General features: G+C 40.4%; 17 protein-coding genes and 1 pseudogene. 13 read left to right on the top strand and 5 right to left on the bottom strand.

Annotation, left to right across the window (positions count from 1 at the left end; genetic code table 11):
* Positions 1 to 281 precede the first annotated feature (281 nt).
* From G3O08_RS18210 to G3O08_RS18200, 3 genes are all read left to right on the top strand, one after another.
* Positions 282 to 698: a hypothetical protein gene (locus G3O08_RS18210; protein WP_163286884.1), complete on the top strand. Its 417-nt coding sequence runs from the start codon at positions 282 to 284 to the stop codon at positions 696 to 698.
* A gap of 178 nt (positions 699 to 876) precedes the next feature.
* Complete coding sequence (locus tag G3O08_RS18205; protein ID WP_163286883.1) at positions 877 to 1,896, top strand: alpha/beta hydrolase; 1,020 nt, start codon at positions 877 to 879, stop codon at positions 1,894 to 1,896.
* Positions 1,897 to 2,058: 162 nt separating this feature from the next.
* A complete protein-coding gene (locus tag G3O08_RS18200) occupies positions 2,059 to 2,400 on the top strand; it encodes a hypothetical protein (RefSeq protein ID WP_163286882.1) in 342 nt (113 codons plus the stop codon).
* Between the two features lie 595 nt (positions 2,401 to 2,995).
* On the opposite strand, the gene G3O08_RS21325 is transcribed toward G3O08_RS18200, so the two are convergent.
* Positions 2,996 to 3,223, bottom strand: coding sequence for a group II intron maturase-specific domain-containing protein (locus tag G3O08_RS21325; RefSeq protein WP_317164105.1), 228 nt, complete (start codon positions 3,221 to 3,223; stop codon positions 2,996 to 2,998).
* 317 nt (positions 3,224 to 3,540) lie between these two features.
* On the opposite strand from G3O08_RS21325, the gene G3O08_RS18190 reads away from it, so the two are divergent.
* Positions 3,541 to 4,275 (top strand): bacteriorhodopsin-like, encoded by a 735-nt coding sequence (locus G3O08_RS18190; protein WP_163286881.1) that lies wholly within the window; start codon positions 3,541 to 3,543, stop codon positions 4,273 to 4,275.
* Positions 4,276 to 4,297: 22 nt separating this feature from the next.
* Positions 4,298 to 5,233 carry a Brp/Blh family beta-carotene 15,15'-dioxygenase gene (locus tag G3O08_RS18185; protein WP_163286880.1) on the top strand — a complete coding sequence of 312 codons (936 nt, stop codon included), beginning with the start codon at positions 4,298 to 4,300 and terminating at the stop codon, positions 5,231 to 5,233.
* 145 nt (positions 5,234 to 5,378) lie between these two features.
* Here G3O08_RS18185 and G3O08_RS20975 read toward each other — a convergent pair whose 3' ends face one another.
* Entirely contained in the window at positions 5,379 to 11,189 is a 5,811-nt protein-coding gene (locus G3O08_RS20975) for a malectin domain-containing carbohydrate-binding protein (RefSeq protein ID WP_204336935.1), read from the bottom strand.
* A 487-nt stretch (positions 11,190 to 11,676) separates the two neighbouring features.
* Between G3O08_RS20975 and G3O08_RS18155 the strand changes: the two genes are divergently transcribed.
* Together G3O08_RS18155 and G3O08_RS18150 are read left to right on the top strand one after the other, a co-directional pair.
* Positions 11,677 to 13,521 carry a PLP-dependent aminotransferase family protein gene (locus tag G3O08_RS18155; RefSeq protein WP_163286879.1) on the top strand — a complete coding sequence of 615 codons (1,845 nt, stop codon included), beginning with the start codon at positions 11,677 to 11,679 and terminating at the stop codon, positions 13,519 to 13,521.
* A 116-nt stretch (positions 13,522 to 13,637) separates the two neighbouring features.
* A complete protein-coding gene (locus G3O08_RS18150) occupies positions 13,638 to 14,993 on the top strand; it encodes a DEAD/DEAH box helicase (protein WP_163286878.1) in 1,356 nt (451 codons plus the stop codon).
* A gap of 71 nt (positions 14,994 to 15,064) precedes the next feature.
* Here the strand turns inward: G3O08_RS18150 and G3O08_RS18145 are convergent, their stop codons facing one another.
* Positions 15,065 to 16,129: a methyltransferase gene (locus tag G3O08_RS18145; protein ID WP_163286877.1), complete on the bottom strand. Its 1,065-nt coding sequence runs from the start codon at positions 16,127 to 16,129 to the stop codon at positions 15,065 to 15,067.
* 436 nt (positions 16,130 to 16,565) lie between these two features.
* Between G3O08_RS18145 and G3O08_RS18140 the strand changes: the two genes are divergently transcribed.
* From G3O08_RS18140 to G3O08_RS18130, 3 genes and pseudogenes are all read left to right on the top strand, one after another.
* Positions 16,566 to 16,778 carry a hypothetical protein gene (locus G3O08_RS18140; protein ID WP_163286876.1) on the top strand — a complete coding sequence of 71 codons (213 nt, stop codon included), beginning with the start codon at positions 16,566 to 16,568 and terminating at the stop codon, positions 16,776 to 16,778.
* A pseudogene (locus tag G3O08_RS21935) lies at positions 16,765 to 17,117 on the top strand (type II toxin-antitoxin system PemK/MazF family toxin). Before G3O08_RS18140 ends, G3O08_RS21935 begins: the two are co-directional and overlap by 14 nt.
* 575 nt (positions 17,118 to 17,692) lie before the next feature.
* Complete coding sequence (locus G3O08_RS18130) at positions 17,693 to 20,656, top strand: M16 family metallopeptidase (protein WP_163286875.1); 2,964 nt, start codon at positions 17,693 to 17,695, stop codon at positions 20,654 to 20,656.
* A gap of 101 nt (positions 20,657 to 20,757) precedes the next feature.
* Here G3O08_RS18130 and G3O08_RS18125 read toward each other — a convergent pair whose 3' ends face one another.
* Positions 20,758 to 21,096 (bottom strand): TfoX/Sxy family protein, encoded by a 339-nt coding sequence (locus G3O08_RS18125; protein ID WP_163286874.1) that lies wholly within the window; start codon positions 21,094 to 21,096, stop codon positions 20,758 to 20,760.
* A 256-nt stretch (positions 21,097 to 21,352) separates the two neighbouring features.
* Here G3O08_RS18125 and G3O08_RS18120 point away from each other — a divergent pair, with 256 nt between their 5' ends.
* From G3O08_RS18120 to G3O08_RS18110, 3 genes are read left to right on the top strand one after another with little or no spacing between them, the layout of a single operon-like run.
* The gene (locus tag G3O08_RS18120; protein WP_163286885.1) at positions 21,353 to 22,375 is read left to right on the top strand and encodes a DHH family phosphoesterase; all 1,023 of its coding nucleotides are present in this window, start codon (positions 21,353 to 21,355) and stop codon (positions 22,373 to 22,375) included.
* Positions 22,372 to 22,890, top strand: coding sequence for an FKBP-type peptidyl-prolyl cis-trans isomerase (locus G3O08_RS18115; RefSeq protein ID WP_163286873.1), 519 nt, complete (start codon positions 22,372 to 22,374; stop codon positions 22,888 to 22,890). The genes G3O08_RS18120 and G3O08_RS18115 overlap by 4 nt, the downstream gene beginning before the upstream one ends.
* Positions 22,847 to 23,674 carry an FKBP-type peptidyl-prolyl cis-trans isomerase gene (locus G3O08_RS18110; RefSeq protein ID WP_163286872.1) on the top strand — a complete coding sequence of 276 codons (828 nt, stop codon included), beginning with the start codon at positions 22,847 to 22,849 and terminating at the stop codon, positions 23,672 to 23,674. The genes G3O08_RS18115 and G3O08_RS18110 overlap by 44 nt, the downstream gene beginning before the upstream one ends.
* An 86-nt stretch (positions 23,675 to 23,760) precedes the next feature.
* On the opposite strand, the gene G3O08_RS18105 is transcribed toward G3O08_RS18110, so the two are convergent.
* Positions 23,761 to 24,672 carry a T9SS type A sorting domain-containing protein gene (locus tag G3O08_RS18105; protein ID WP_163286871.1) on the bottom strand — a complete coding sequence of 304 codons (912 nt, stop codon included), beginning with the start codon at positions 24,670 to 24,672 and terminating at the stop codon, positions 23,761 to 23,763.
* Between the last annotated feature and the right edge of the window lie 256 nt (positions 24,673 to 24,928).

Raw genomic sequence — 24,928 nt, 5'->3', positions numbered from 1 at the left:
GAAAGTAAAATGGGTAAGCAAGTCAGGTAGGATTACTTGACTTGCCAATGCCTAAAAAAAACCTAAAGACAATTATTCAACAAATCTCAAACTTTAACTGTAGTCTAATTTATAGGGGGTCGGGACAGAACGAATTTGTTAGTATTAATGATTTACAAGTCAATCAAAATTTAATTCAGACTTTCTACATTGGGGAAGAACCAACTTGGAATGGAATATCGTTTTCTGAATTAAAGTCTGCAACCGACTATGTTAAGTTGACTTTACCAAATGTCCCGATAATGATAATTGAAGCTTATCCTGCAGTTGACCAACTACAAATCCCAAACTCTGTAGATTGGATTGGATTTGACCATTACTTCATTAAAAACCCAAAAACAGATACCCATTATTTAAACGAATTAAACACTTTGAAATCAAAGTTTTCAAATAATGACCAGAAACTAGTAATTGTTATGGACACTCATTTTATGAGTTCTTTTCACAATGATATTGGTGGAATAGAATTAAACGAAATGCACGAAGTCGCTAATAATTATTATGAATTAGCAAAATCGGAACCTAAAACAATTGCTATCATTGGTTACTTTTGGCCAAGTGGTTTTGATTTACCTAATTCTATTGGAGCACGGAATATGCCGCAAAGTATTAAAGAAAACTACATCCGAATAGGAAAAGAAATAACAAATAAAAATTAAAAAACTGGTTACGACAACGTGTATAATTAATTGCTAGGTTCTAGCCTACTTGGAAATTCCTTCGAAATTTCCTCTGGTTCGTTTTCTTTTACTATTTTAGTTGCTAGCCAACGCTACTAACCATACACAAGCACGTTGTAACACATTAAACAACTGTGGGAGCTAAACTATCTCAATAATGAGAAAAATAAACAAAATTTTACTGGTAATCTCCCTAGGAACTTTATTGGCTTGTAGTAATGATCAAAAACCAAAGGTGACCTTTGAACCTGATAAAATTGGTAATATTATGTATAGAAATATTGAGTTTAAATCACAAGGAGCTATACTTAGAGGAAGGTTATATTTACCAGAGGATAAATCGAAAAAGAGCCCGGTTGTTATAATGGCTCACGGATTTACAACTACCATCAACGGGATGACAGCAGATAAGTATGCGGAGAAATTTAGAGAAGTTGGCTTTGCTGTTTTATTATACGATCACCGAAATTTAGGGATAAGTGATGGAGAACCGCGTCAAGAATTAAATTTCTGGGTACAATCCAGAGGTTATATTGATGCTATCGGTTTAATTTCAAACCAACCCGAAATTGATGCTGATAAAATTGCTGTTTGGGGGGCAAGTTTGAGCTCACGTGAGGCATTTCTAGCTGGAACTACTGATGATAGAGTTAAAGCTGTTATTGCTATGATTCCTGCTTTTGGGGAAGAAATTCCCAAAGAAGATAAAGATGGAAGTTTATATGCTTTTGCAAAAGAAACTCTTTTACTTGAGGATATAATGAGTTTGCCACATACAGCGACTGAACAAATGCCCATAGTATCGACAGACCAAAAAGGAACACCTTCTGCATTAACAGATTTAACGGCATATAACTGGTTTATTGAATATGGTGGTCGGTTTGGCACCAATTGGAAAAATGTAGTTTCATTTTCAAACATTGAAGTTCCTGATGATTTAAACCTTGGTCAATTTGCAGCTCAATTAAAGGCTCCAATACTAATGGTTGTTGCAACCAATGACGAAATGAATGGTGCTAACCCAAAAGTGACACAATTTGTATATGATAACATCACACAACCAAAAGAATGGGTTGATATTGATGGAGGGCATTTCGGACTACTATATTATCCAAGTCCCCTATTTGATAAATCGAGTAAAGCACAAATCGATTTTCTAAATAAATATTTAAAATAATAATAACGTGTTACAAAACAGTATATAAGCTATGGCTTGGTCTGTCCCTACTTGGAAAATCCTGCGGATTTCCCAAAGCCAGTTTTTATTTGGAGAAGTTCGTGCTTTAACACACGTCACAGCTCATATACCAAACGTTGTGCTTAAGTAAAAACAAGAAAAATGAGACAGATTAAATCGTTAGCAGTATTGTCAACTTTATTAATTGTCGTCTTTGCTTGCGAAAAGGAAGAAGACGAGAATGACAACAATACGGCAGAAACCAGCTCCATCTATTATCAAGAGTTTAGTATCGACACCACGAATTATTTAAATGATACGGTTTTTTATGATGTGGACAATGATGGAGTCTTTGACATCGAAGTCTCTCGATTTATTGAGATAGAAAATTCAGAGGCTCAATATGGGGGGCAATTCAAATGGATTAATGAACCCATGGACTTTTGTTTTATGAAATACACGCCCATGACTTTTATGATTGAACTTGGAGATGAGATAAACTGAAATGGCGATCTATTCGAATGGGAACCAATCATTAACTATTCCGGTAGTATTGGAGTATTCAATGAAAATCACTACTGGGCACAGGGCGTATTTACCGAGTACTTCGGATTTAAATACATTTCTAACCAAGGCACTCTGTATGGTTGGTTTAGGTTCAAACACTTTGAATTAGCCGAAATGGCTATCAATACCAATCCAAATGAACCCATACTGGTTGGTCAAAAGGAATAAAAAACTAAGCACAATCGAGTAGACGGCTCCGCTCCTAAATAGGGACGGAGTGCGCACTTCGACAAGCACTTCGACAAGCTCAGTAACCACTCTGCAACCACCTCTCACACCATCCCGCAAAGATGCGGGACGGTTCGTTGCGTTGTTGAGCGATTTTGTGGTGGAGCTCCGCGGCCGATAAGTATCCTCTACTACGCAGCCTTTCTAATGTAATTGTAGGACTCTGGGCAACTGCCCATCCTCCCATTACTCATAAAACAATTTGATTTTAAAGGTATTCGGAGAACGCTTGCGCTAAGTTCGCGTGAGACTCCATGCATAGGCTTAACCGGATTTTATGCCCTACCGTATCAGGTTTTTCCGTTTACGTTCTCCTCCCGCCAGCTGGCTCATTCACTAAAATAGTCCACTGCACTATTTTCTCAACGTTCGGCCAGTGATGCCATATGCAATAGCGCAGGCGGTTGCGCAACCATCCCTCTACTTTGCCTAGCTTTTGATAAGTATTGGCCATGCGGTAGTGGTTTACCCATGCCCGTATTACTTCGTTGAGACGTTTTATACCCTCATCAAAACTCAATGCTTTACGCACTTGGCTTGGCAAATAGAAAAGAGGAAGTGAAATATATTTTAAAAGCTTTCGATATGAAAGTGCAAGTATGCGTTGCTTTCAAATTTCTTAATTCAAATTCTATAAGCAATAAACCTTGAGTTCTAAAACAAAACACCTTTAAGCTTGAGCCCTAACCAGCTTTATTACTGATTAAATAATAGCTTCCAAAATTCAGGAACTTACTCAAGAAACTAGTCCACACAAAAAATGTTAATAACTTTTGTTTAATTATTACGCCTAATACTTAAACAAGACTCAAAGATCGGTGTTGAAGAGAAAACTAAATCTTTAATGTTATGATCTTATTAGATGTGCTTACAATTCCAAAAGATGACGCCGTAGCGTTTACATTCTTTACTGGTTACATGGCCATGCTGGCCGCTTCTATTTTTTTCATCTTTGAAAGAGGTAGAGTTGACGATAAGTGGAAGCTTTCGCTACTTATATCAGCCCTTATTACTTTCATTGCTGCCGTTCATTATTATTACATGCGTGATTATTACCTGGCCACAGGCGAAAACCCAACATCACTCAGGTACATAGACTGGACCCTGACCGTGCCGCTGATGTGTGTAGAATTTTACCTGCTCACAAAAGCTGCCGGAGCTAAGATCGGCTTGCTCTGGAAATTGATTATCGCTTCTGTCTGGATGCTCGTTGCCGGATACATAGGCGAAGCCTTCAACCCAGAGGGAGGAGATACAACCCACTCTGTACTTTGGGGTTTTCTTTCAACGATTGGTTACATCTACGTGCTCTATACGGCATGGTTTGGTGAGGTTGCTAAGCTTGCCGCAGCGAGCAACAACCCAGTAGTAAAAAGAGGCGTGCGCACCTTGGCTTGGTTTGTCCTTGTGGGATGGGCCATATACCCTATAGGCTATATGTGTATGCCCGGAGGATGGCTTAATACAGCTTTTGGATGGGGTTCTGGCAATGTAGACTTGTTTTACAATATTGCTGATGCCATAAACAAAATCGGATTTGGCTTGGTAGTGTATAGTATAGCTATCACATCATCTCGAAAGTAAAAAGCCTAAAAATGTAACCCCCGTGCTTGTAAAAAGCACGGGGATTTATTCTATTATGACCAAGGCGATATTTGTTTTTATAGCGAGTTTTCTTTTAATTCTGCCATTTGTTTTTAACGCTGGTGATATAACTTTATCAAGCCAGTTGATGATATGTGCGCCCTTTCTATTCTTTCTCGGTATTCCGCATGGAGCGATTGATAATGTTCTCTTCCTGCGGGGTAATCAAATTAAAAACAGGGAGTTCATAGGAGTTTATCTTGTTATTATCGCGTCCAATATAATTTTGTGGATGATCCTGCCCAGCATTGCCTATTTGTTATTTCTGCTTTTATCAGCATACCATTTCGGACAATCCCAATTCTCACATTATTCAGATAAACCCTCCCTATTCTACAAAGCACTCTATTTTTTCTGGGGTGTTTCTATCCTTTCAGGATTAGTGTATTTCAATATCGGCGAAATTCAAGTTTTAATGAATCAACAAGACGAATTTGCCGCTTTAAGTTCTCTCCATGAGGAAAGCATTGTGCTCTATACTTTTCTGTTAGCCACTTGTATCACATTTGTGTTGCTGGTATTTCTCAGCATCAAAAACTTACTTGATCTGGAAGCATTATTTATGGAAACGCTGGTTATCGCATTAGTGTTGATTTGCTTTTATTTAATGCCGATCCTAATAGGATTTACGCTCTATTTTGTCATTCTTCATTCATTCAAAGTACTTAGGGAAGAATACTTGTTCTTAAACTCAAAGAAGGTGGTAAATTCAATTGGCAATTTCGTAAAGCTGGTAATGCCATTCACCTTGTTATCAATTGGTGGGATTGCTCTTTTGTTTGGATTAATCTACCTGAATATTCTAAGCATCCCATATGGATATCTCCTTTTAATCGTAATTTCATCCATTACCTTGCCTCACGTTTTTGTAATGAATAGGTTCTACAATCTGATTTAGAAAAAAAACCGATTGGCAATTTAGTTAAGAACCTTCAAAAAGGTACAAAACCCCTGATCAAAAATTCACAAATACCACAAAATCAGGGTTTAACTTAACTTTCATTTTCATCTTGAGTGTAGTAAGCCTTCTAAATTCTTAACTGCTATTCCTTTATAATCTTAATCCTGTAGTCTGTGCCCTCTTGGGTAATACGCAATATATATAGTCCAGATTTGAAGCTGCTCATATCAAAAGACGAACTAAATACTCCCCTTTGTTCTAATAATATCGCTCCTGTAATAGAAATGAGTTTTACTTCAAATGCATCGTACGATCTGCTGCGAACTTGAAGGATATCAAAAACGGGATTTGGAAAAACCACAAAATCATTCTGTGCTAAATTAACCGGTGATTCTGAAGCGCTGGAATCGCTGCCGATTAATGGAGGCGTAATTTCTGTGATGCCTCCCGCCCAAAGAATGGCTTGCTCAGCCATGATTCTGAAATCTGTATTGCTGTTATAATCGAAACCATTGTGACCCAATGCAGTGTAGAAAGAACGACCGCCGTCATACTCTTTGTACCAGGTAATGGGACGAGGTGCATCGTAAGATTGACTTCCAGTAGATCGCACCTGCAGTAAATCGATATTTCCATCAAACAAGTACCCGCCATTTAGCTCCCAATAATAGTATTCTTCGTTTTTGTTCCATTCGGTGCCTAAGTGATCAACGGCAGGATGGCTTCCTACCACATCCATCGTGGCGTTGAAATTATTGGATGTGTGATTGGGACCGGTCTGGACAATAGCACCTACCAGATCGTTGTACCAAGGCCAGCTGCCATTTCGGTAAGTATCGGTAGCAGCGTGAAAACCTACGAATCCACCTCCATTTTGGATAAAAAGCTCAAAAGCATCTTGCTCATCATCGGTCAATAATCCATTTCCCGATGTATTCAGCCAAACCACTACATCTACCGTAGCGAGGTTGGCATTATTAAAAACCGCACTGGTTTGCGATTCATTCACAATCCAACTGTTTTGAATGCCAAATTCTTCGATCATATCAATACCCGCATTGATCGATCCGTGTCTGAATCCGTTGGTCTCATGATAAACCAGCACTCGAAAGTCTGTTTCATCTTCAACCGTTATTAAAGCTACCCAATCATTTGATGGGTCAGTGGGTGGCAGACCAATTGAAACGGTACTTCCACCGGCTATCGAAGTCACAGAACCATCCTGAAGGCTTCCGCCAATTCGGGGGTCATACCATTTTACTTCAAATGTGCCAATTTGCCCCGAAAGATCCAGATCAGTACCTCCGCCGTTGGGACGGTAGATCGCATAAATAGCTCCTTCCTTGGCAAAAACATAATCGCCGTTGTCTGTGGTCAAACCATCATTGCTCAACATTTCTACCACCGAATTCTGTAGATAATCGTTAAAGAAATCTAAGGCTATTTTGGCATCGTTCCATTTACTTTGACGCGTGCGGTGATCCTGACAATCCAGGTCATCACAACCTGTTTGATAACCGTAGTAGTACTCTACTCCTGACCCACCAGCAAGCATGGTACCCCATAGCACTTGGTGGCGCACTGCATCGCGGTTATCGGGGCTGTTATTGGCTTCGGGCAGCTGACTGTCGGGATAATCGGCATCAACGGTTACTCCCGTTTGGGCGTTCCCTTGTTCGTCATTCGCCACCACCCATTTTTTGTCGGAAAGGCGCGACTCTTCCACCCAATTCTTCACATCAGAATGGATGTTTCCAATTCCCGATTGGACGGAAACTCCGGTGAGTTCTGAAGATGTTCCGAGCAATGGAGTATAAACCTCATCTTGCTGACCTGGATACGTGTGAATCACGATGTTGTGGTCATACGGATCTACTTGGTGAATGTAATTGGCGTAAGATCTCACAAGGTCATTATTTGGATCTCCGAGCTCTTGCCAAATGTCATTCTCCTCACCCAGATTCCAGTTCAGCGCTAAGTGGTGACCAAAGCGCGCAATGAGTTCACGGTAGTAAAGCTTTCGCTCCCTGCCCAGTTGCCCGCCATCCATCTTTTGGTCGTTTTCGGTTTCCTGGGTTTTAAAGTGCATATAAACTCCTTTCTTATCGGCATATTCCAAAATTTTCTCCCATTGGGCGAGTTTAGAAACATCGAAGCGATCATGGTAAACGTCGTTGTAACTTGTTGCATTGTTGATTTCCTGAAGGTGCGGATACACATTGTCGTCATCGCCATCAAGGCTAAAAGTCAGGAATGAAAAAACATTCATGCCTTGATCAGAGAGGTAATTGATTACGCCCAGCAACTCCCTACCGTTTTCACCAAAACCATCACTTTGGGTAGTTCCCCAGGTGTATTCGCCGGCATCGCTCAAGGCGAAATCGCCCGCATGTGGAGCCCAGCTTTTTCTGCGGTTACCTTGATTGGGCGTAGCATCAAAATCTTCGTATGCAAAGGTGTTTTCGGGTGCATCGGCTCCCACTTTAAAGAAGTAGTCGCCTGTTTCGGCAAATTGGAGGTAGTGCTCTCCCACATATTCCAATCGACCGGTATTTCTAAAATCTCTGCCCGTTTTATCAGAAGCGGCTATGTCAAATGTTCCCGATTGGCCATCGAATGAATTGGCCGTTCCTGCGTTTAAATCCGTAGATGTAGCCACGTCGGTACCTGTTCGAAAAGAGGCTGTATACGTCCACGTCCCTGTTTCGCTTGGCGAAAAATGCGCCTGCCAGATATTACCATCAGTAGCAGAAGTGTTGGCAGCATTTCCATCAGCAGCGTAGTAGCCGGGCACAATGTAAGTTTCTGATCCATTGGTAAACGTTACATCAAGTCGGTAATCGGCAAAGGGATTGTTCTCAGCCGTTTCACTTAGTTGTGGTCCCAGAAAAGAAACAGTCACTTTGTGCCATTTTTTCAATTCACCTGAAACCACTGGGTCACCAGTTATCACTTCGGGCTCAATGGCAATCGACATGGTTTCGTTTTGCGGACAGCAAGTACCGTTTTCGCCACCGTTTGCCACAATAAGCTGATCGCCAAAAACCTTTGCTGCCGGAGCCAATAGATTCGAAGGCAGTTCGCAACGCTCTGTCCAGGTGTTAGTTGCGGGATCGTATTCTGTTACATCGTCGAAAAAGAATCCGCCACGACGACCACCTACAATAATGATTTTGTCGTTGTGAACCATCGTTCCGGGCTCGAAGTGGGAGCGATCTGATGGCAAATCAGCCATCTGTGTCCACGAATCTGTCAACGGGTCGTAAGCGTGAAGGAATTTCTGATCGTCTACCCCGCTGTCATGTCCGTATTGCCCACCAATGGCGTAGATGATTCCGTTCACCGCCGCCGCGCTATGGTGATTTCTTGGCTCCGGCATATCAGCTAGTGCTTGCCATCCCGATGCCTGATCGTTGACGTCGAGCACGTAATGCTCCCCAACGTCAGTAACTCTATCGGGCAATAGACCACCGAAAAAGTGGATCTTTCCATCGCTGTAGGCCGCCGCTCCCGATCCACGCGGATTGGGAAGCGCAGGACCGATAGACCAGGTATCGGTCGTGGTATTGTAGATTTGAACCAAACCGGTGGCTACACCGGGATGATTGCCCACAAAGCCGGCCAGAATCCAAATATCTTCGCCCACTGCTACTGCGCCCATGTGGGTTACAGGTGTCGGCATAGGAGCGCCATTTGTCCAGGTGTTGGTTGCAGGATCGTATATTTCCGTAGCACCGGTTATTTGGAGTCCCGATAAGAATCCTGCCAATACATAAAGCTTGTCATTCACCTTCACGCTTTGTGCCTCCACTTTGCTCAGCGAAGAAGACGCCAGCATATTCCAGGTGCAGTCGGTCGGGTCTGTGAGTAAACTCCCTTCTCCATATACTTCTATAGCCGAGACTTTTGGTTGATTTACCGAAGCGCTGAAGGTAAGATCGAGTGACTGATCTGCTACTGTGGTAGTAAACGTTTCAACCAATGCGGTCATAGGACTAACTTGGAAATTAATATCAAAATCTGTTAGGATGTTTTGTCCCTCTAATGTTACGTCAAAAACGCGCTGACCTGTTCCGCCCGAACCGCCTCCTGTAGCACCGAAGTAGATTTCGGCAAAGTGGAGATTAATTGTGTACTCTCCATTCGTTACCGGAATGGAGTAGCTGAACGACTGAAGACTTTGATTGGTGCTACGTTCTGTTTTGTAAATCTCGTCTTGGGTTGTTCCAATGATATCCGCTATATTGCTGTTTTCATACTCATTCCCATTTCCTGAAAAGAAATCATCGGCAATAAAAATCGAATCGCCGTATGTAACGGTTGGGCCGCCACTATTGATTCGCACAACAGCTGGAAGCGTAGGATCATCTTCTAAAAACTCAAAACTTACAGTAAGCGGCTCTCCGGCCAATCCCGTTCCACTGTTGCCGTCGTAAGCCGTAGCTGTAATCACATTGGCTCCCAAGTCGGGCACCCATGCGTTGTAGTCACCGCCGCTGTCGCCACCAATGGCGTATACGGGTACACTTTCAATTTGGTACCCCGCTACTCCCTGGTAATCAAATACCACACTTTCCGTATTTGGGTCAACTTCTGCTCGCACATTGAGATTTGAAGTTCCTATAATCTCCAGATAGAATACATCGCCTTCGTTGATTTCTCCGATATCCTGATCGGTATCGGCATTGACCAATATGAGTGCGATAACTGGAGGACCCACCTGTGGAATCGTGTCCAAAATCGTGATGGTACATTGGTCTAAAACCGCTCCGTCGCTTAAACTAGTTGCCGTAACAGTAATTTCGCCTGGAGATACTGCGGTAAATTCTCCACTCAAATTATCCACACTGGTTCCGTCGCTCGCGGTAAAAGCGACCGTCTGGTTTGTTGTATTCGCAGGGATAATTTCTACGTCCAGATCAATCACATCACCAACAAAAATGGGCTCTGTGGGGCAATTGGTAATATTCAAATCTTCAATGAATACATCAACGGGTTCGGTTACCAGACTCCCCTCTCCATACACCTCAATGGCCGAGATTTTAGGTTCATTTACCGAGGCGATAAATTTCAGGTCGAGAGACCCATCCATAACGTTGGTGCCGAAGGTTTTGATAATTGCAGTCATCGGGCTAACCTGAGCATTGAGATCAAAATCTAATAGGATAACTTGTCCTTCCAATATCACATCAAAAATGCGCTTTTCAGGTCCGGCCGCTCCCCCATCGGTGGCGCCCCAAAAAATTTCAGCAAAATGCAGACTGATCCAATACTCTCCGTTGGTAACGGGAATGCTATAAACGAATGATTGAAGGTCGGCATTTGTGCTACGCTCGGTTTTGTAAATCTCATCGCTGGTAGTTCCAAAAATATCAGAAATGCTGTTGTTTGCATAAATATTTCCGTTTCCGGAAAAAAAGTCATCCGCAATAAAGATCGAATCTCCGTAGGTTACAGTTGGTCCGCCGGCGTTGATTCTTACAACCGCTGATAGAGATGGATCTTCTTCCAAAATTTCAAAGTTTACTGTAAAAGGCTCACCATCAAAACCAGAACCATTGGCCCCGGCATAAGCCACTGCCTTTATAGTGTTAGCTCCAAAATCGGGCACCCATGCATTGTAATCGGCACCACTATTGCCACCAATGGCATAGACGGCGTTATTATCAATACTATAACCTGTAATGCCTTGGTAGGCAAACACCACACTTTCCGTATTTGCTCCCGTTTCTGCGCGCACATTCAAGTTCAATGTGCCGAGATCTTCAAATAAAAAAACATCACCCTCATTGATTTCTGCGATATCCTGATCGGTGTCGGCATTGACCAAAATAAGCGCATTAACAGGTGGGCCAAACTGCGGAGAAGCATTTGATTCATTACCAGCCAAGCCATTTATTGGAAAATAAATTAAAATAAAAACGATCGCTCTCAATACCTCCTCTCGAATCATAATTATTTATTTTTTTGATTTCGAACAAGTTAGGCATACTATCGTCCACTCACAAATTCAATTAGACGGACAGCTCTGTATTTTGACTAAATCGCAATAAGTCCATTCTCTTACTTTTTCCGAAATAGCTTTTTCTGTGCCTCCTCCCACCTTCCTACATGCATAAACGGAGGCTTCACTCCTTGTCTTACAGAAAACTAGCTTTCAGTTTGCTAAACATCAACCAACTGCGAAATAAAAGGCTTTATTCATTTCCTTTTCTACTTTTAATCGAATTGGCATAATACCCTCTTGATAACGTAAAGAACAATTGTAATTTGCATTCTGATTTTTGCCTATGCAGAATACACATTTTAATATTGCATGGCACCTCGAGATGCTACGGCAGGATTCAGTTTTCTTAGGCACAATTTAACAAATCGTCAACTAAGACTTTTTACAAAAAATCTAATTAATGTATATTGTCGCCCTATCATTAAGTAAAATTATGGAACAAAATAAAATGCTGAATTATATTAAAGAGGTATTAGAAAACATGCCAAGTGGCTGGTTAGGTCTAACAACTCATCGACTAGATATTTATGACGAAAAATTAGCCAAAACGCAATTCTTAGAGCAGTTTGAAGATCTATTTAACGAAAATAATTCTGACTCATCGGCGCTAAATGATTTACCCACTGCTTACGACTATATTCGATTAGGTCATCCATTATCAAGTATTCTGGAATGGGCAATTGCTAACTTAAATAATTTAAATCCAAAAAATGTTATAAGTTTTTCATCAAAGACGATTCCTGTTTTAGCCATTTTAAGAAAGAATTTATTAGACAATAAAAACACTCAAATCAGCTATGCGGGAGAATTGCCGGAATTTTTTGATGCTGAATTATTGCGGCGTGTTTATGGGTATAAATTTGAGTTAAAGAAAGTTGAGAAAGCAGCTGACATTTCCGAGTTTAACGGCAGCACTATTTTCATTTCACAACAGGATGAAATTGGAAATTTTGAGCTCAACCCAAAAATTGACTTTTTCATTCCTCTTCATGCTGAACTTGGAAGTGTTTTATTAGTAAATGGTCAGCAAAACGAACTTTATATTTCAGAAATTCAGCATGTAAGAAGAAGAGAGACCATTGCCATGACGCCAGCTGATTCACTTGCTGCCTTAAAGTTATTAATTGGTAACTCTTCTTTTGAGCCCATTAAAAGTAATGCCGGAGCCAATAAAAAAAGTGTTTCAGATTCGATTAAAAGGATTACAGGCTCAAACACGAAGCCTCTAATTGCTTCTAGTGGACTATCTATTCAGTATGCGATTATGATGGGCCTCATTAACGAAGCACTCGATAAACATAAAGGAAAGGCTATCAAATTTATTGTTCCTCCAAATTGTTACGGTGGCACGAATGACCAGGCAAGACGCGTAGCTGCTTGCATCGATAATGTTGAAGTGGTGGATTTACCAGTTGACGGTGATAATGAAATGGTTCAAAGTATTGATATCATTTTAGATAAAATCGCCAGCGAAGATGCCGTCCCTTACATCATCGCCGAAATTCCAACAAACCCTAGAGTTGAAGTTCCAGATCTTCTACAATTAGAGGCTGTTTTGAGTAAAGTACGTAAAACTGAAACTGGTGAAAATGCTATCGACCCTGTTTTTATTTTAGATCAAACCTTTTGTCCGAATGTGCACTTTTTAGGTGAAGGTGAAATACTCTCAACAGTTAGGGCGATTTCATACGTTAGTGGATCGAAATTTCCCAGTGGAGGGCAGTGTACAGCCGGCTACTGTGTAGGAAATAATAAAACAGAGACTTTGATGAATAAGATAGAGGTGCATTTAAGACTTTGCGATAACGAGGCTACAAATCTTCAAATGGAAATATTAGCAAAACAATTGCCGTCAATGAATCAAAGAATTAAAGATGCCTATAAGAACACGCGGGAATTTGTAAACTTTATTCACGAAACTTTGCCAGAGGCGAAAATCAATTTTGTTTCAGAAGAATTGGCAAATCAAGGATTTACACCATCTGTTTTTTCATTAGATCTTCCCACTGAAGGAAATACGGATGCGGAAAGAGAATCTTATAAAAGAGCTTTAAATCTTGAGTTAATCAATTTAATGATTACAGAAATTCCCAACGAGAGTAAGTTCTGCGTGAGCTATGGGCAGTTGAATGGATGTTATTGGACCGTGCCCGCTACATCTACGCAAGGCACGACTAAAGAAGGCGACAAAGATTATATAGTCCGTGCATCACTTTCTCCCAATATGGATCTTGAACTTCATAAAAAAGTCTTTTTAGATTTTGCTGAAAATCTTTGACCATATTGAATCCCGGAATTTTCCGGTTATAGCCTCAGCCCTAATGGAGGTGTCTCCTTTATGTATAATTACTGAAAATTCAATCAGTAGTATAATTTTCTACATTACTTTGCAGAATGAATACGTTTGAAGATTTCAAGATCAAAAAGCAGTTAAAAAATGCTATTGCCGATTTAGGGTTTGAAAAGCCAACCCCCATTCAGCAAGAGTCCTACTCTACTATTCTTGGTGGAGCTGATTTTGTGGGAATAGCACAAACCGGAACAGGAAAAACGATCGCCTATTTGCTTCCTATCTTGCAGGATTTGAATTATTCAGACCAACCCCAGCCGAGGGTGTTGATAATGGCTCCAACCAGAGAACTGGTCATTCAAATAGTAGAACAAATCGAAAAACTCACCTCCTACCTCAGTGTAAGAGCATTAGGTGTTTATGGGGGCTCAAATAATATAAACCCTCAAAAAAGAGCCATTGCCGAAGGGCTGGATATTATTGTAGGCACGCCCAGAAGATTATATGACCTGGCTCTTTCTAACGTCTTACGACTAAAGTCAATCAAAAAACTAGTGATTGATGAAGTGGATATTATGCTAGATTTTGGCTACAAAACTCAGTTGAAAAACATCTTTGATCACCTGCCGGAAAAACGCCAAAACATCCTTTTTTCTGCCACAATGACTTCCTACGTGGATGAATTGATGAATGATTTTCTGGTTAATCCGGTTAAGAAAACCATTTCTATCAGCGGCACCCCTTTGGAGAATATTAGTCAGGAATCTTATGCCGCTCCTAATTTTTATACCAAGGCCAACTTATTAAATCATTTATTGGAAGACAAAAAGGAATATAATAAAGTCTTGGTTTTTGTAGATACCAAAGTGAATGCCAACCGACTATCTGAAATATTAGATTTTGAATCGGAAATATCTGTAATTCATTCAGGTAAAGAGCAGAATCACCGTACTAAATCTATAGAAAAATTTGCAGACGGTACGAGTAGAATTCTTATTGCCACCGACGTAATAGCTCGTGGTATTGATATTGAGAAAATTTCGACGGTAATCAGTTTTGATACCCCTTTCTACCCCGAAAATTATATTCACCGAATAGGTAGAACCGGAAGAGCTGAACAGAAAGGTAGGTCTATCCTTTTCTTCAATGAAAAGGAAACAGCATCAAAAGAGGCGATCGAAACCCTGATGAATTACAGCATTCCATTCAATGAATTTCCTGACGAAGTAAAGATATCTTCTCAACTCACGCCCGAGGAAAAAAACAAACCCATTGACCTGGATGAGCTGTCTCTTGAAAAGTCACCTCCGATAGTTGGGGCTTCATTTCATGAAAAAAAAGCCAAGAACAGCAAGGAAAAAACCGAAAAGAAAAGTTACAAGAAACAAATAAAAGAGCGGTTCAAAAAGCCCATAAGGCGTGGCGACAAAATTCAAAACATGAAAAAGAAAAGGAAGTAATTTTCTGGTGTATTTTAGAAATCAGAAAGTGCCAACCCTTCTTTTCAACACACTAATTGCACTGACAGACTTTAATGAGTCAGAACCCACAACTCTACCTCTTCAGAACCACGCCAGTTTTGATCTCGTTTTGTTTTTTCGGAAGCTTCTTTCACCTTTTTCTTAAAGGATCTTTCCAATTGAAATCTCCCACCCTCGGCTACTTCCTTTTCTATTGGATGTTCTTTTGTAAGGTTCGTTATCTGAGCCAAATTTGAGAATAAGATTACCAGCTTTCCTTCCGGTAATAGCCTTTTCTTAGCTTCCGCAAAAAATTCAGAAAATAGATTTTCATTGTAATAAATTGCCTCGTCAATACCGTCCAAATTATTAGCTGACGGCAACCAAGGTGGATTAAAAACAATCAGTTCAGTCTGCTTTTCCCATTTTCCAAAAAGATGTCCAAGATCTAATTCTATCTTTCTAGACAACTTTGTTTCTCCCATAAACTCAGTCAGCCCGACAACTGCATTGGGATTTATGTCTGTACCAAAAACCTTTTGAAAACCATGCTGTATCATTTGTAGAGAAAGTACGCCACTCCCAAACCCAACATCTATTGCAGATTTTTTAGGACCATCATACCGTTTCAACCAATTGTCGAATAAGTTTAAATGATCAAACCGTGTAGGAAAATAAGTGCCGTAATAAGGATGTATTTTATTTCGCAGTACAGGAATCGAAACCCCATTTTGGTACCATTGCCAGGAGCTGTTTAGTCCTTGTACTTGAGGAAAGGTCAAAAGAAAAGCTTTGTTTTCGGGATAAAATTTTTCCAGCCAACCAATAGAAGGTGCTTTTTTTACAGCCAATTGATGATCTGCAATTTCTATTAAAATAAGATTTGACAGCTTATGATATTCTGCACGGAAGGCGCGTTGCTCCTGAAAAGTCTCATTAGGCATCTTTCTTTTCAGATGTGTTTGTAATTTCCTGAGAAGTAAGATTCCATTGCTATAAAATTCCGTTATCAGCACTCGTTTACCATCCTCTAAGGCTTTAATAGTACGGGTAGTATCAGTCTCACGATCAAACATTTCTATTGCTTCCCTATTCACAATAGGTTCTGGTTTCTTTATAGCTATATCGTTAATCATTGATTTGTTTTGATGTGGAATATTTGATATTTTTTGCAATATGTGAATTTGAAAAGATCATATTTTTTCAAGATGAAGCGCATTGCCAGGTGATGACCACAGGAAAGCGTAATACTTCAGTTTCAATTGGTAATTTACTTTTGGGACAAAGGTACTTTATAAGAACCCATTTTAGAGATATTATCAAAGCAATAATAATAGCCAAATCTTTGAATTCGCGATTCGCGAATTGCAAATAAAATTTATACAGAGATTCATTTAAGAACGAAAGTGACCATCTTCACTATTGCCAAAACACCTAACAAAATAAGTCCGTCCTAAGCTAGGAGCAGGCGCAAACAAAACCATATGCCGTCGCTTGGAAATATCATTATGCTTTATAACAAATCTTGCAGACCAGAATTTTTAGTAACTTGCAATGTAAACTCGAAGAGTTATGACAACATCTGATTTGATAAACGAAATCCAAAAATTATCGATTTCCGATCGAATCTATGTAGTTGAAAAGACTATCTACTCTATCCGTAATCAAAAAGATAAAAACAAAATGAAAAAAGCAGCAGATTGCTTGATTTCTGATTACAAAATAGACACAGAATTGACTGCTTTTACGGATATAGATTTTGAAAATTTTTATGAAACAAAATGAAGTATGGTTAATCAATCTTGATCCTACTGTTGGCTCCGAAATTAAAAAAACAAGACCAGCCGTTATTGTAAATGATGATTCATTGGGCAAGTTACCATTGAAAGTCATTGTTCCTATTACCGATTGGAAGGACAAATATAAGATAGCCTCATGGATGATAAATGTAAAACCAAATTCGCAAACGGGTTGACTAAAGATTCATCAGCTGACTGTTTTCAAGTGCGTTCTGTATCACACGATCGATTTGTTAGAAGGCTTGGTGAATTGTCTGAAGAAATAATGTTTGAAATACGTATAGGATTATCTAAGGTATTGTCGATCAGTACAAAAATTGCGTAGTCTGGTAAATACCAGCGATCCAGAGTAAATGAAAACAAATCGAATTCGTATGAAGTAACCCATCCAAAATTGAAGATCTATGAAGTAGAAAGCTACGAAATTGATCTTGATATGGAGCTGTATATGAAGCGGATTTTACGTTTCTGAATTCAATAATTCCTTGTTCTGCTATGCTCGCAGAAGGCTCTGAAATAACGGTGGAGAATAAGAATACGATAAAAAAGCTTTAAGTTATTTACTCCTTGAATTTATGAAGAGATAATTCTCTCACTAAAAATTGAATACGAAATAATTGAGCCGAGACTTGAAAATTTAATATTGAGAAAAGTGACTCAAACCACTGACTACGTAATAGTTCTGCCTAATTCACTCATTTACGTGGATTCAATTCATAAATCAAATACTGCAATTCATATTAATGAGGAACAAACAAAAGCTAAAACAAACTTGAGGGAATCCAAAAAGAGCATTGACCAGACGACCAATTAAGAATATTAGGTCAACCCTCAAAATTCTCCCTTCCCCTCATATCATTTCAAAAACTATCTTTACCAGCTAAATTTAAAATTCACTTCATGAATCGTTTTACAACAATCCTTTTTATCAGTGCCGGTCTCTTGTTCGCTTCTTGCGGAGACGGAAGTTCCGATCAGGAATCAAAACAAACATCAAAATACACTTATGAAACCGTAGAAGATGACCCGTTAGGAACCAAAATCTACACCCTCGACAATGGCCTAAAACTCTACATGTCGGTTAATAAAGACGAACCGAGAGTTGTAGCTCAAATTGCGGTACGCACGGGAAGCAAGCAAGATCCTGCTGATGCGACCGGTCTCGCCCACTATTTGGAGCACATGCTCTTTAAAGGTACGTCGCAATATGGCACCAAAGATTGGCCAGCCGAAAAGGAATTGATAAGCCAGATCAGCGATTTATATGAAGCGAACAGAAATACAACTGATGCAGCAGAGCGAAAAACTATTTATCATAAAATTGACAGCATTTCGGGCCTTGCCGCAGATTTGGCAATAGCCAATGAATATGACAAAATGATAGGTTCGCTGGGCGCACAAGGCACCAATGCATACACTTGGTACGACATGACGGTGTACATTAATGATATACCGGCCAATGAATTAGAAAAATGGGCAGTGCTGGAGTCAAACAGATTCAGCGAATTGGTTTTACGCTTGTTTCACACCGAGCTGGAAGCCGTTTATGAAGAGTTTAACCGCGCACAGGATGCCGATTCGCGTAAAGCGTATTATGCCATGATGGAAAATCTTTTTAAGACGCATCCATATGGAACCCAGACCACCATTGGTACAAGCGAGCATTTAAAAAATCCGTCGATGGAGAAGATTCAGGCGTACTTTAAAGCCCGTTACAAGCCAAACAATATGGCGATTATCCTTTCGGGAGATATTGATCCTGACGCCACTGTAGAAGTAATTGAAAAATATTTTGGAGATTACGTAAAAGGCGAAGTGGCCGATCCTGAATTTCCGGCAGAGGCACCTATTACCGAACCTATTGTAAAAGAGGTTACCGGTGTGCAGTCAGAGTTTGTATATGTGGCTTACCGTATGCCGGGAGCGTCAAGCAGAGAAGTTATGATGGCAGAAGTTATGGACGGAATCTTATCAAACGGACAGGCAGGACTGATTGACCTCAACCTGGTGCAGAAGCAAAAAGTGCTTCAGGCCTACGCATCAGTTTCTGCTTTTAGAGACTATTCTGTGTTTATGCTTAACGGCAAGCCACGCGAAGGACAAGATTTAAATGAGGTGGCAGATTTGCTGCGCGGACAAATTGAAATGGTGAAGAATGGCGAGTTTGAAGACTGGATGGTGGAAGCGGTAGTAAATGACATGAAGCTAACCGAATTGCGCGCGAGCGAATCAAATTGGGCACGAGCCGGGATAATGGTAGATTCGTATATCAACCACATTCCATGGTCGCAAACGGTAAACCAATACAACGAAATGGCCAAGCTTACCAAAGCAGATATTGTGGCTTTCGCCAATGAATGGTTTGGAGAAAACTACGTGCAGGTAAATAAACGAATGGGCAAAAATGACGCTGTAAAAGTTGAAAAGCCTACCATCACTCCGGTGAATATTGACCGCGAAGCCAAATCTGATTTTTACGCACAGTGGGATTCGATTGAATCCGGTCGTCTGGAGCCTGTTTTTCTTGATTATGACAAGGCTATCGACAATAAGAAATTTGATAATGGCATTGAATTCAGCAGCATTAAAAACGAAAACAACGACTTGTTTAGCCTGTACTACATTTTGGATATGGGTACTGACAATGATCTGGAAATGGGATTGGCCATAGACTACCTCCCCTATTTAGGCACATCGGAAATGACTGCAGAAGAGCTGCAAAAAGAACTGTTTAAACTAGGTGTGAGCTTTGATGTGTTTAGCTCGCGTAACCGCACCTACGTAGTGCTGCGCGGATTAAACGAATCGCTTGAGCCGGGTGTGAAACTATTTGAAAGCGTGCTCGCCAATGTAGAGCCCAATGCAGAAGCATATAGCGATATGGTAGATGGAGTTTTGAAAAAACGCCAGGACGATATGAAGAGCAAAGGCCAGATTTTGTTTGGTGCTATGACCGAATATGCGAAATATGGAAAAGATACTCCAATGAAGCACATCCTCAGCAAAGAAGAACTTATGGCAGTAAATCCTGAAAAACTGGCTGAAAAAATAAAACAAATCAACGCCTACAAGCACCGTATGTTTTACTACGGCCCCGAAGGAGCAAAAGAGGTAATGGCAATGCTTGAAAAGTATCACAATGTTCCCGAAACGCTTATCGATTACCCTGTTGCGAAGCAATTTCCAGAACTGGAAACCAACGACAATAAAGTCTATTTCACCAATTACGATATGGTGCAAAGCGAATTGATGATGGTTTCTAAAGGGCCAAAATTTGACGCGTCGATGGCACCACAGATCGATCTTTTTAACCAATATTTCGGCAGCGGTTTATCATCAATTGTTTTTCAGGAAATACGCGAATCAAAAGCCCTGGCCTATTCGGCATTCAGCTCGTTTACTATGCCAACCAAGAAAGAAGAATCGCATTATGTACGCTCATACATAGGAGCGCAGGTAGATAAACTTCCCGAAGCTACAGACGCCATGCTTGATTTGATGAACAATATACCACGAGCAGATATTCAGTTTGAATCGGCCCGCGATGCTGCAATGAAGCAAATTGAAACCAACCGCACTACGCGTGAATCAATTTTCTGGAGCTACCAAATTGCAAAAGAACGCGGATTGGATTACGACCTTCAAGAAGTGGTTTATGATTCGCTGCAAACTATGGATTTTGATAATCTGCAGGTTTTCTTTGACAAAAATATCAAAGGTAAAACCTACACGTATTCGGTAATTGGAAACGAGAAAATGATAGACAAAAAGGTATTGGAAAAACTAGGCCCTGTTGAAGTGCTCACGCTTGAAGAACTTTTTGGATATCCTGAAACGGATAATGTAAAACCGGTTAAGAATTAAGCTACCGGAAATGTAAATTGAAAGCCTTCACAAATTGTGGAGGCTTTTTTTGTGGGTTCATTTTATACTTCTACACCAATCCTTTTCAAAAAAACTTGTAATTATTTACTCTTCTTTGCCGCCTTATTGAAATCCAGACAGAGGTCAACCCAGTATTTCAAATCGGAAGGTGATCTAATTCTTTCCGCATTTACATAACAATATCCACTTAGCTCCTTTCCTTTCATAACCATTGGTTCATAACCGGGCTTTTCTGTGACTTCTGCTTCTCGTTCGGGATTAAACCGGCACATCAGTCTGTCACCACTTACATTCACACACATTTTTTTATTTACCATAAATGCCAGTCCGCCAAACATTCGTTTTTCTTTGATTTCGAATTGAGGGAAATCTGCCAGATATTCTCTTACCTCATCGGCGAGTTTTGTGTTAAATGCCATTTTCTAAAGTTTTGTTTATAGAGTTAAAGTATAAAATATACCGATTAAATCACGTCTTTATTTCATTTTTCACATACGGGTTAATCTTGATGTTTCATGCGTAACACTTCCTTACATAAATATTCGTAATGATCAACAGACGAAGATCAGGACAATATAAATGTAAAAATAAAGTCTGAAGTTCGATGGCGTTTGAATACGATTAAACGCAAACAGAAAACCCAGAACCGCGACAAAAACCCTACCTTTGCTGGCTATGATAAATACGCTCACCACCGACACTATAATAAAACTTTTGAGTCCAAAACCGCGGATTGTAATTACGATTCACCGGGGGCCTGACGGCGACGCTGTAGGCAGTGGCCTTGGCTGGATGCATATTTTGGCCAATGCCGGAATGCAGGCAACCGTTATTGCGCCAGATGCATATCCCGACTTCTTAAAATGGATGCCCGGTAATGACGGCGTAGTTGTGTATGAATCCCAAAAAGAAGTAGCGCAGAAAGCTATCGATGACGCAGATCTTATTTTTTGTCTCGACTTTAATTCTCCTTCGCGGATGGGCGATTTGGCGGAAGCCGTAACCACTGCAAATAAACCAATTGTAGTAGTAGATCACCACCAGCAACCCGACGAATTTGCGCAGGGGTATTACACAGACGATACCGCAAGCAGCACCGCCGAAATGATTTACCGGCTTTGTGAAGCGCTAAATTGGGAGCAATATATAGACCACGATGCCGCAATATGCCTCTATACCGGAATTGTAACAGATACCGGCTCGTTTCGTTTTTCATCGGTGAGCCCACGCCTGATGCGCATAGCGGCAGACCTTATGGAAAAAGGAATTGATCACACCCGCATTTACCGCGAGGTTTATGATAGCAATACTTTCGAAAGACTTAAGCTTCGCGGATTTGCCCTTTCAGAAAAACTGGAAGTTCTACCCAATTCTGCCACAGCTTTTATCGCACTGAAAGAAAAGGAATTGAAAAAATTTAACTTTCAAAAAGGAGATACTGAAGGTCTCGTAAACTACGCTTTAAGCATTGATGGCGTTGGCCTCGCTGCGTTCTTTGCAGAAAAGGACGGAATGATTAAAATCTCACTTCGCAGCAAGGGAAATTACGATGTAAACAAGCTTGCCCGTGCGCATTTTGAAGGGGGCGGACACGTTAATGCAGCAGGTGGCCGCAAACTCGATTCAATGAAAAATACCATTGACCGCTTTAAAGAAATTGTTGCCCAGGAAGCCGATAAAATCAAAGCCTCAATATGAATTGGATGACGAAATCGGTTTTGATCCTGGCCAGTCTGGCGCTCTTTTCATCCTCTTGCGAAAGCGATGTAAAAAAGCAACCGCGCACATATACTCAAGAAGAATTGCTGGATGCCAACCGCAAAATGGTCAATAGCGAATCTGACTATATTGATGAGTATATTTCCAGAAACGACTGGAAAATGGAGAAGACCGCCACCGGATTGCGCTATGAGATATACCACGACACCGCAGGCCCCTCACCCACTGCCGAGATGATTGCCACTGTAACTTACCGCGCTTACTTGCTCGATAGCACAGAAGTAGCCAATACAGCCATGGCTGGCCCTCAGCAATTTCGAATAGGTCGCGATGCTGTGATTAGCGGATTGCACGAAGCGGTTACACTCCTCTCTCCCGGCGACAGTGCGCGGTTTATTATGCCCGCTTACCTCGCTTACGGCCTTACAGGCGATAAAAACATCCCATCAAATGCTGCCATTTTTTACGACCTTTCGCTTGTCAATATTCAATAGGTTGTGCCTCCTGGCGATGGTGATATGGATATCGTCATGCACAAATCCTCCGCAATATCAAACCCTGCCCGATGGAAGCAAATGGCGACTTCTCGCCTTTGGAGAACAAAAAGCTAAACTCGATTCTGCCGAGCTGGTTTACATGGATGGATTGGTCTTAAACAGAACCGGAGATACCATAAATGAATTTTACAATGAACCATTTACCAAAACTGATGATGAGTTGTGGTGGGTTTTAAAAGCACATTTTTCGGGCGACAGCTTGGAGTATGTTTCTGCATCTACAGATATGCTCCATCCCGAAAAGCTGGGAAAAGATACACTCACCTACTTCTTACGCATTGATCGCATGAGAACCTTAAAGCAGGTGCGCGACGATAGATTTGTAGAATTGACAAAACTCGATAGTATCATTCGATCAGATACGGTTGCAACCTATTATACAGAGTACAAAGGAGTTTACTTACGCAGTCTTTTTACACGCGATACGGCAACCGTACGCGAAGGAAGAGAGATATTGCTTCAATACCGTGGCGCTACCCTTTCGGGAAAAGTATTTGACGATAGCAAGCGCATGGAAGGACCTCTCCGCTTTGTAATGGGCAATGAAAATCAGGTAATTGCCGGCATTGAACTCGCTCTTGAAAAAATGCACCGAAAAGAAAAGATGCGGGTTATTATTCCCTCATGGCTAGCTTTTGGCGCTCGCGGAAGTGCGGGAGGCCTTGTTCCTCCTTACACCACAGTGGTATACGATTTGGAGGTTTTGCAGTTGGGAGACTGAGATTTTATGAACTGAAAGCTTTAAACTACAGCTGCAAGCAAAATTTGAAATGCTTGTTCTAAAATTTTAAACATTAACCTCATAATCTACAATTTTACCATCTTCTTAGTAAAAACGCCTTTTTCACTACTAAAAATGAAAAAATAAATCCCAGGTTTAAGCCTGCTCACATCCATCGTATTTGTAAAATTGTCAAGCATTTTTACTGCGAGCTTCTTTCCCTGCATATCATAAATCTCCAATTGTACAGGACTTGAAAAATCAGATTCAAAAGTTACTTTATCTATATAGGGGTTGGGATAGACTGAGATTTCGGCAATTTCCGAATCGTCGATTCCCAAAATATAATTGACCAAGCAATCCGTATAGAATGGATTATCCCAATAAAGCTCCGAATTCGAAAATGAGCAAGTTAAATAAAGTGAGTCGGGTATTTCATCACTATACAACCCCGGCCTGGCAGGAGCCAATGGACCGTGAACACTACCGACACCATAAATCCATTTCTCTTTAAAATATACAAATCCGAAAATTTCTGCAGTCTCTGCAAAATGAATTCGCATTACTTCTTCTCCTAATATTTCAACATTATCGATATTTATGACAGGAATTTTTTCTGATACAAATCCAAAATCAAATAAAACCGAATCGCCTACGCTCAACCGAAAATCGTAAAGTGTATCCAGTACATTTTCAGGATTTCGGTACATCACCACACTATCAGTAGAATGGATATAACCCTCAAAAAGTAGATTTTCTTGAAAAGCTTCGTCCGTTGCTGAATACATTTTAAACCACGATTCATTTTCTATTAAGGTATCGCCAATAAATCCAAAAATGGTTGTTCGCGTCTCTACGAAACTAGGATTCTCCATATTAGCATTTGGATAGGTTCGTGCTACATACCACCGCGAGTCACTGATTGTAAATTGATTAATGGGCTGCGCGAATGCATTAACCGAAAGGAATAAGAAAAGAATTTGGAAAAGTGATTTCATAACAACTATATTTATTGGAATAAAAAACGTCAATAAAGATAAGCATTGATTATTAAAACGTTTTATGAATTAGTATCTCATGAAATTCATTGTTTTATTCCAATAGCGTCCTAAACGTTTAAAAATTTCAAAAAAGAAAGAGGGAAGTTTTGTATTTCAAATTAACTTTGAATTGCACAACAAAAACACTCCCTCTTATGGCAAATATAACGTTGTTTTCTCAGATTATCTCAAAATTAGATCGCTCAAAATTCAA

The sequence above is a fragment of the Cryomorpha ignava genome (assembly GCF_010686655.1).
Classification (GTDB): Bacteria; Bacteroidota; Bacteroidia; order Flavobacteriales_D; family Cryomorphaceae; genus Cryomorpha; species Cryomorpha ignava.
This window is presented reverse-complemented; position numbering and strand designations above follow the sequence as displayed.

Bases quoted from the DNA above. Each gene is read 5' to 3' on its own strand.
- G3O08_RS18210 (WP_163286884.1), top strand. From the start codon at position 282: ATGATAATTGAAGCTTATCCTGCAGTTGACCAACTACAAATCCCAAAC.
- G3O08_RS18205 (WP_163286883.1), top strand. From the start codon at position 877: ATGAGAAAAATAAACAAAATTTTACTGGTAATCTCCCTAGGAACTTTA.
- G3O08_RS18200 (WP_163286882.1), top strand. From the start codon at position 2,059: ATGAGACAGATTAAATCGTTAGCAGTATTGTCAACTTTATTAATTGTC.
- G3O08_RS18190 (WP_163286881.1), top strand. From the start codon at position 3,541: ATGATCTTATTAGATGTGCTTACAATTCCAAAAGATGACGCCGTAGCG.
- G3O08_RS20975 (WP_204336935.1), bottom strand. From the start codon at position 11,189: ATGATTCGAGAGGAGGTATTGAGAGCGATCGTTTTTATTTTAATTTAT.
- G3O08_RS18155 (WP_163286879.1), top strand. From the start codon at position 11,677: ATGGAACAAAATAAAATGCTGAATTATATTAAAGAGGTATTAGAAAAC.
- G3O08_RS18150 (WP_163286878.1), top strand. From the start codon at position 13,638: ATGAATACGTTTGAAGATTTCAAGATCAAAAAGCAGTTAAAAAATGCT.
- G3O08_RS18145 (WP_163286877.1), bottom strand. From the start codon at position 16,129: ATGATTAACGATATAGCTATAAAGAAACCAGAACCTATTGTGAATAGG.
- G3O08_RS18140 (WP_163286876.1), top strand. From the start codon at position 16,566: ATGACAACATCTGATTTGATAAACGAAATCCAAAAATTATCGATTTCC.
- G3O08_RS18130 (WP_163286875.1), top strand. From the start codon at position 17,693: ATGAATCGTTTTACAACAATCCTTTTTATCAGTGCCGGTCTCTTGTTC.
- G3O08_RS18125 (WP_163286874.1), bottom strand. From the start codon at position 21,096: ATGGCATTTAACACAAAACTCGCCGATGAGGTAAGAGAATATCTGGCA.
- G3O08_RS18120 (WP_163286885.1), top strand. From the start codon at position 21,353: ATGATAAATACGCTCACCACCGACACTATAATAAAACTTTTGAGTCCA.
- G3O08_RS18115 (WP_163286873.1), top strand. From the start codon at position 22,372: ATGAATTGGATGACGAAATCGGTTTTGATCCTGGCCAGTCTGGCGCTC.
- G3O08_RS18110 (WP_163286872.1), top strand. From the start codon at position 22,847: ATGCTGCCATTTTTTACGACCTTTCGCTTGTCAATATTCAATAGGTTG.
- G3O08_RS18105 (WP_163286871.1), bottom strand. From the start codon at position 24,672: ATGAAATCACTTTTCCAAATTCTTTTCTTATTCCTTTCGGTTAATGCA.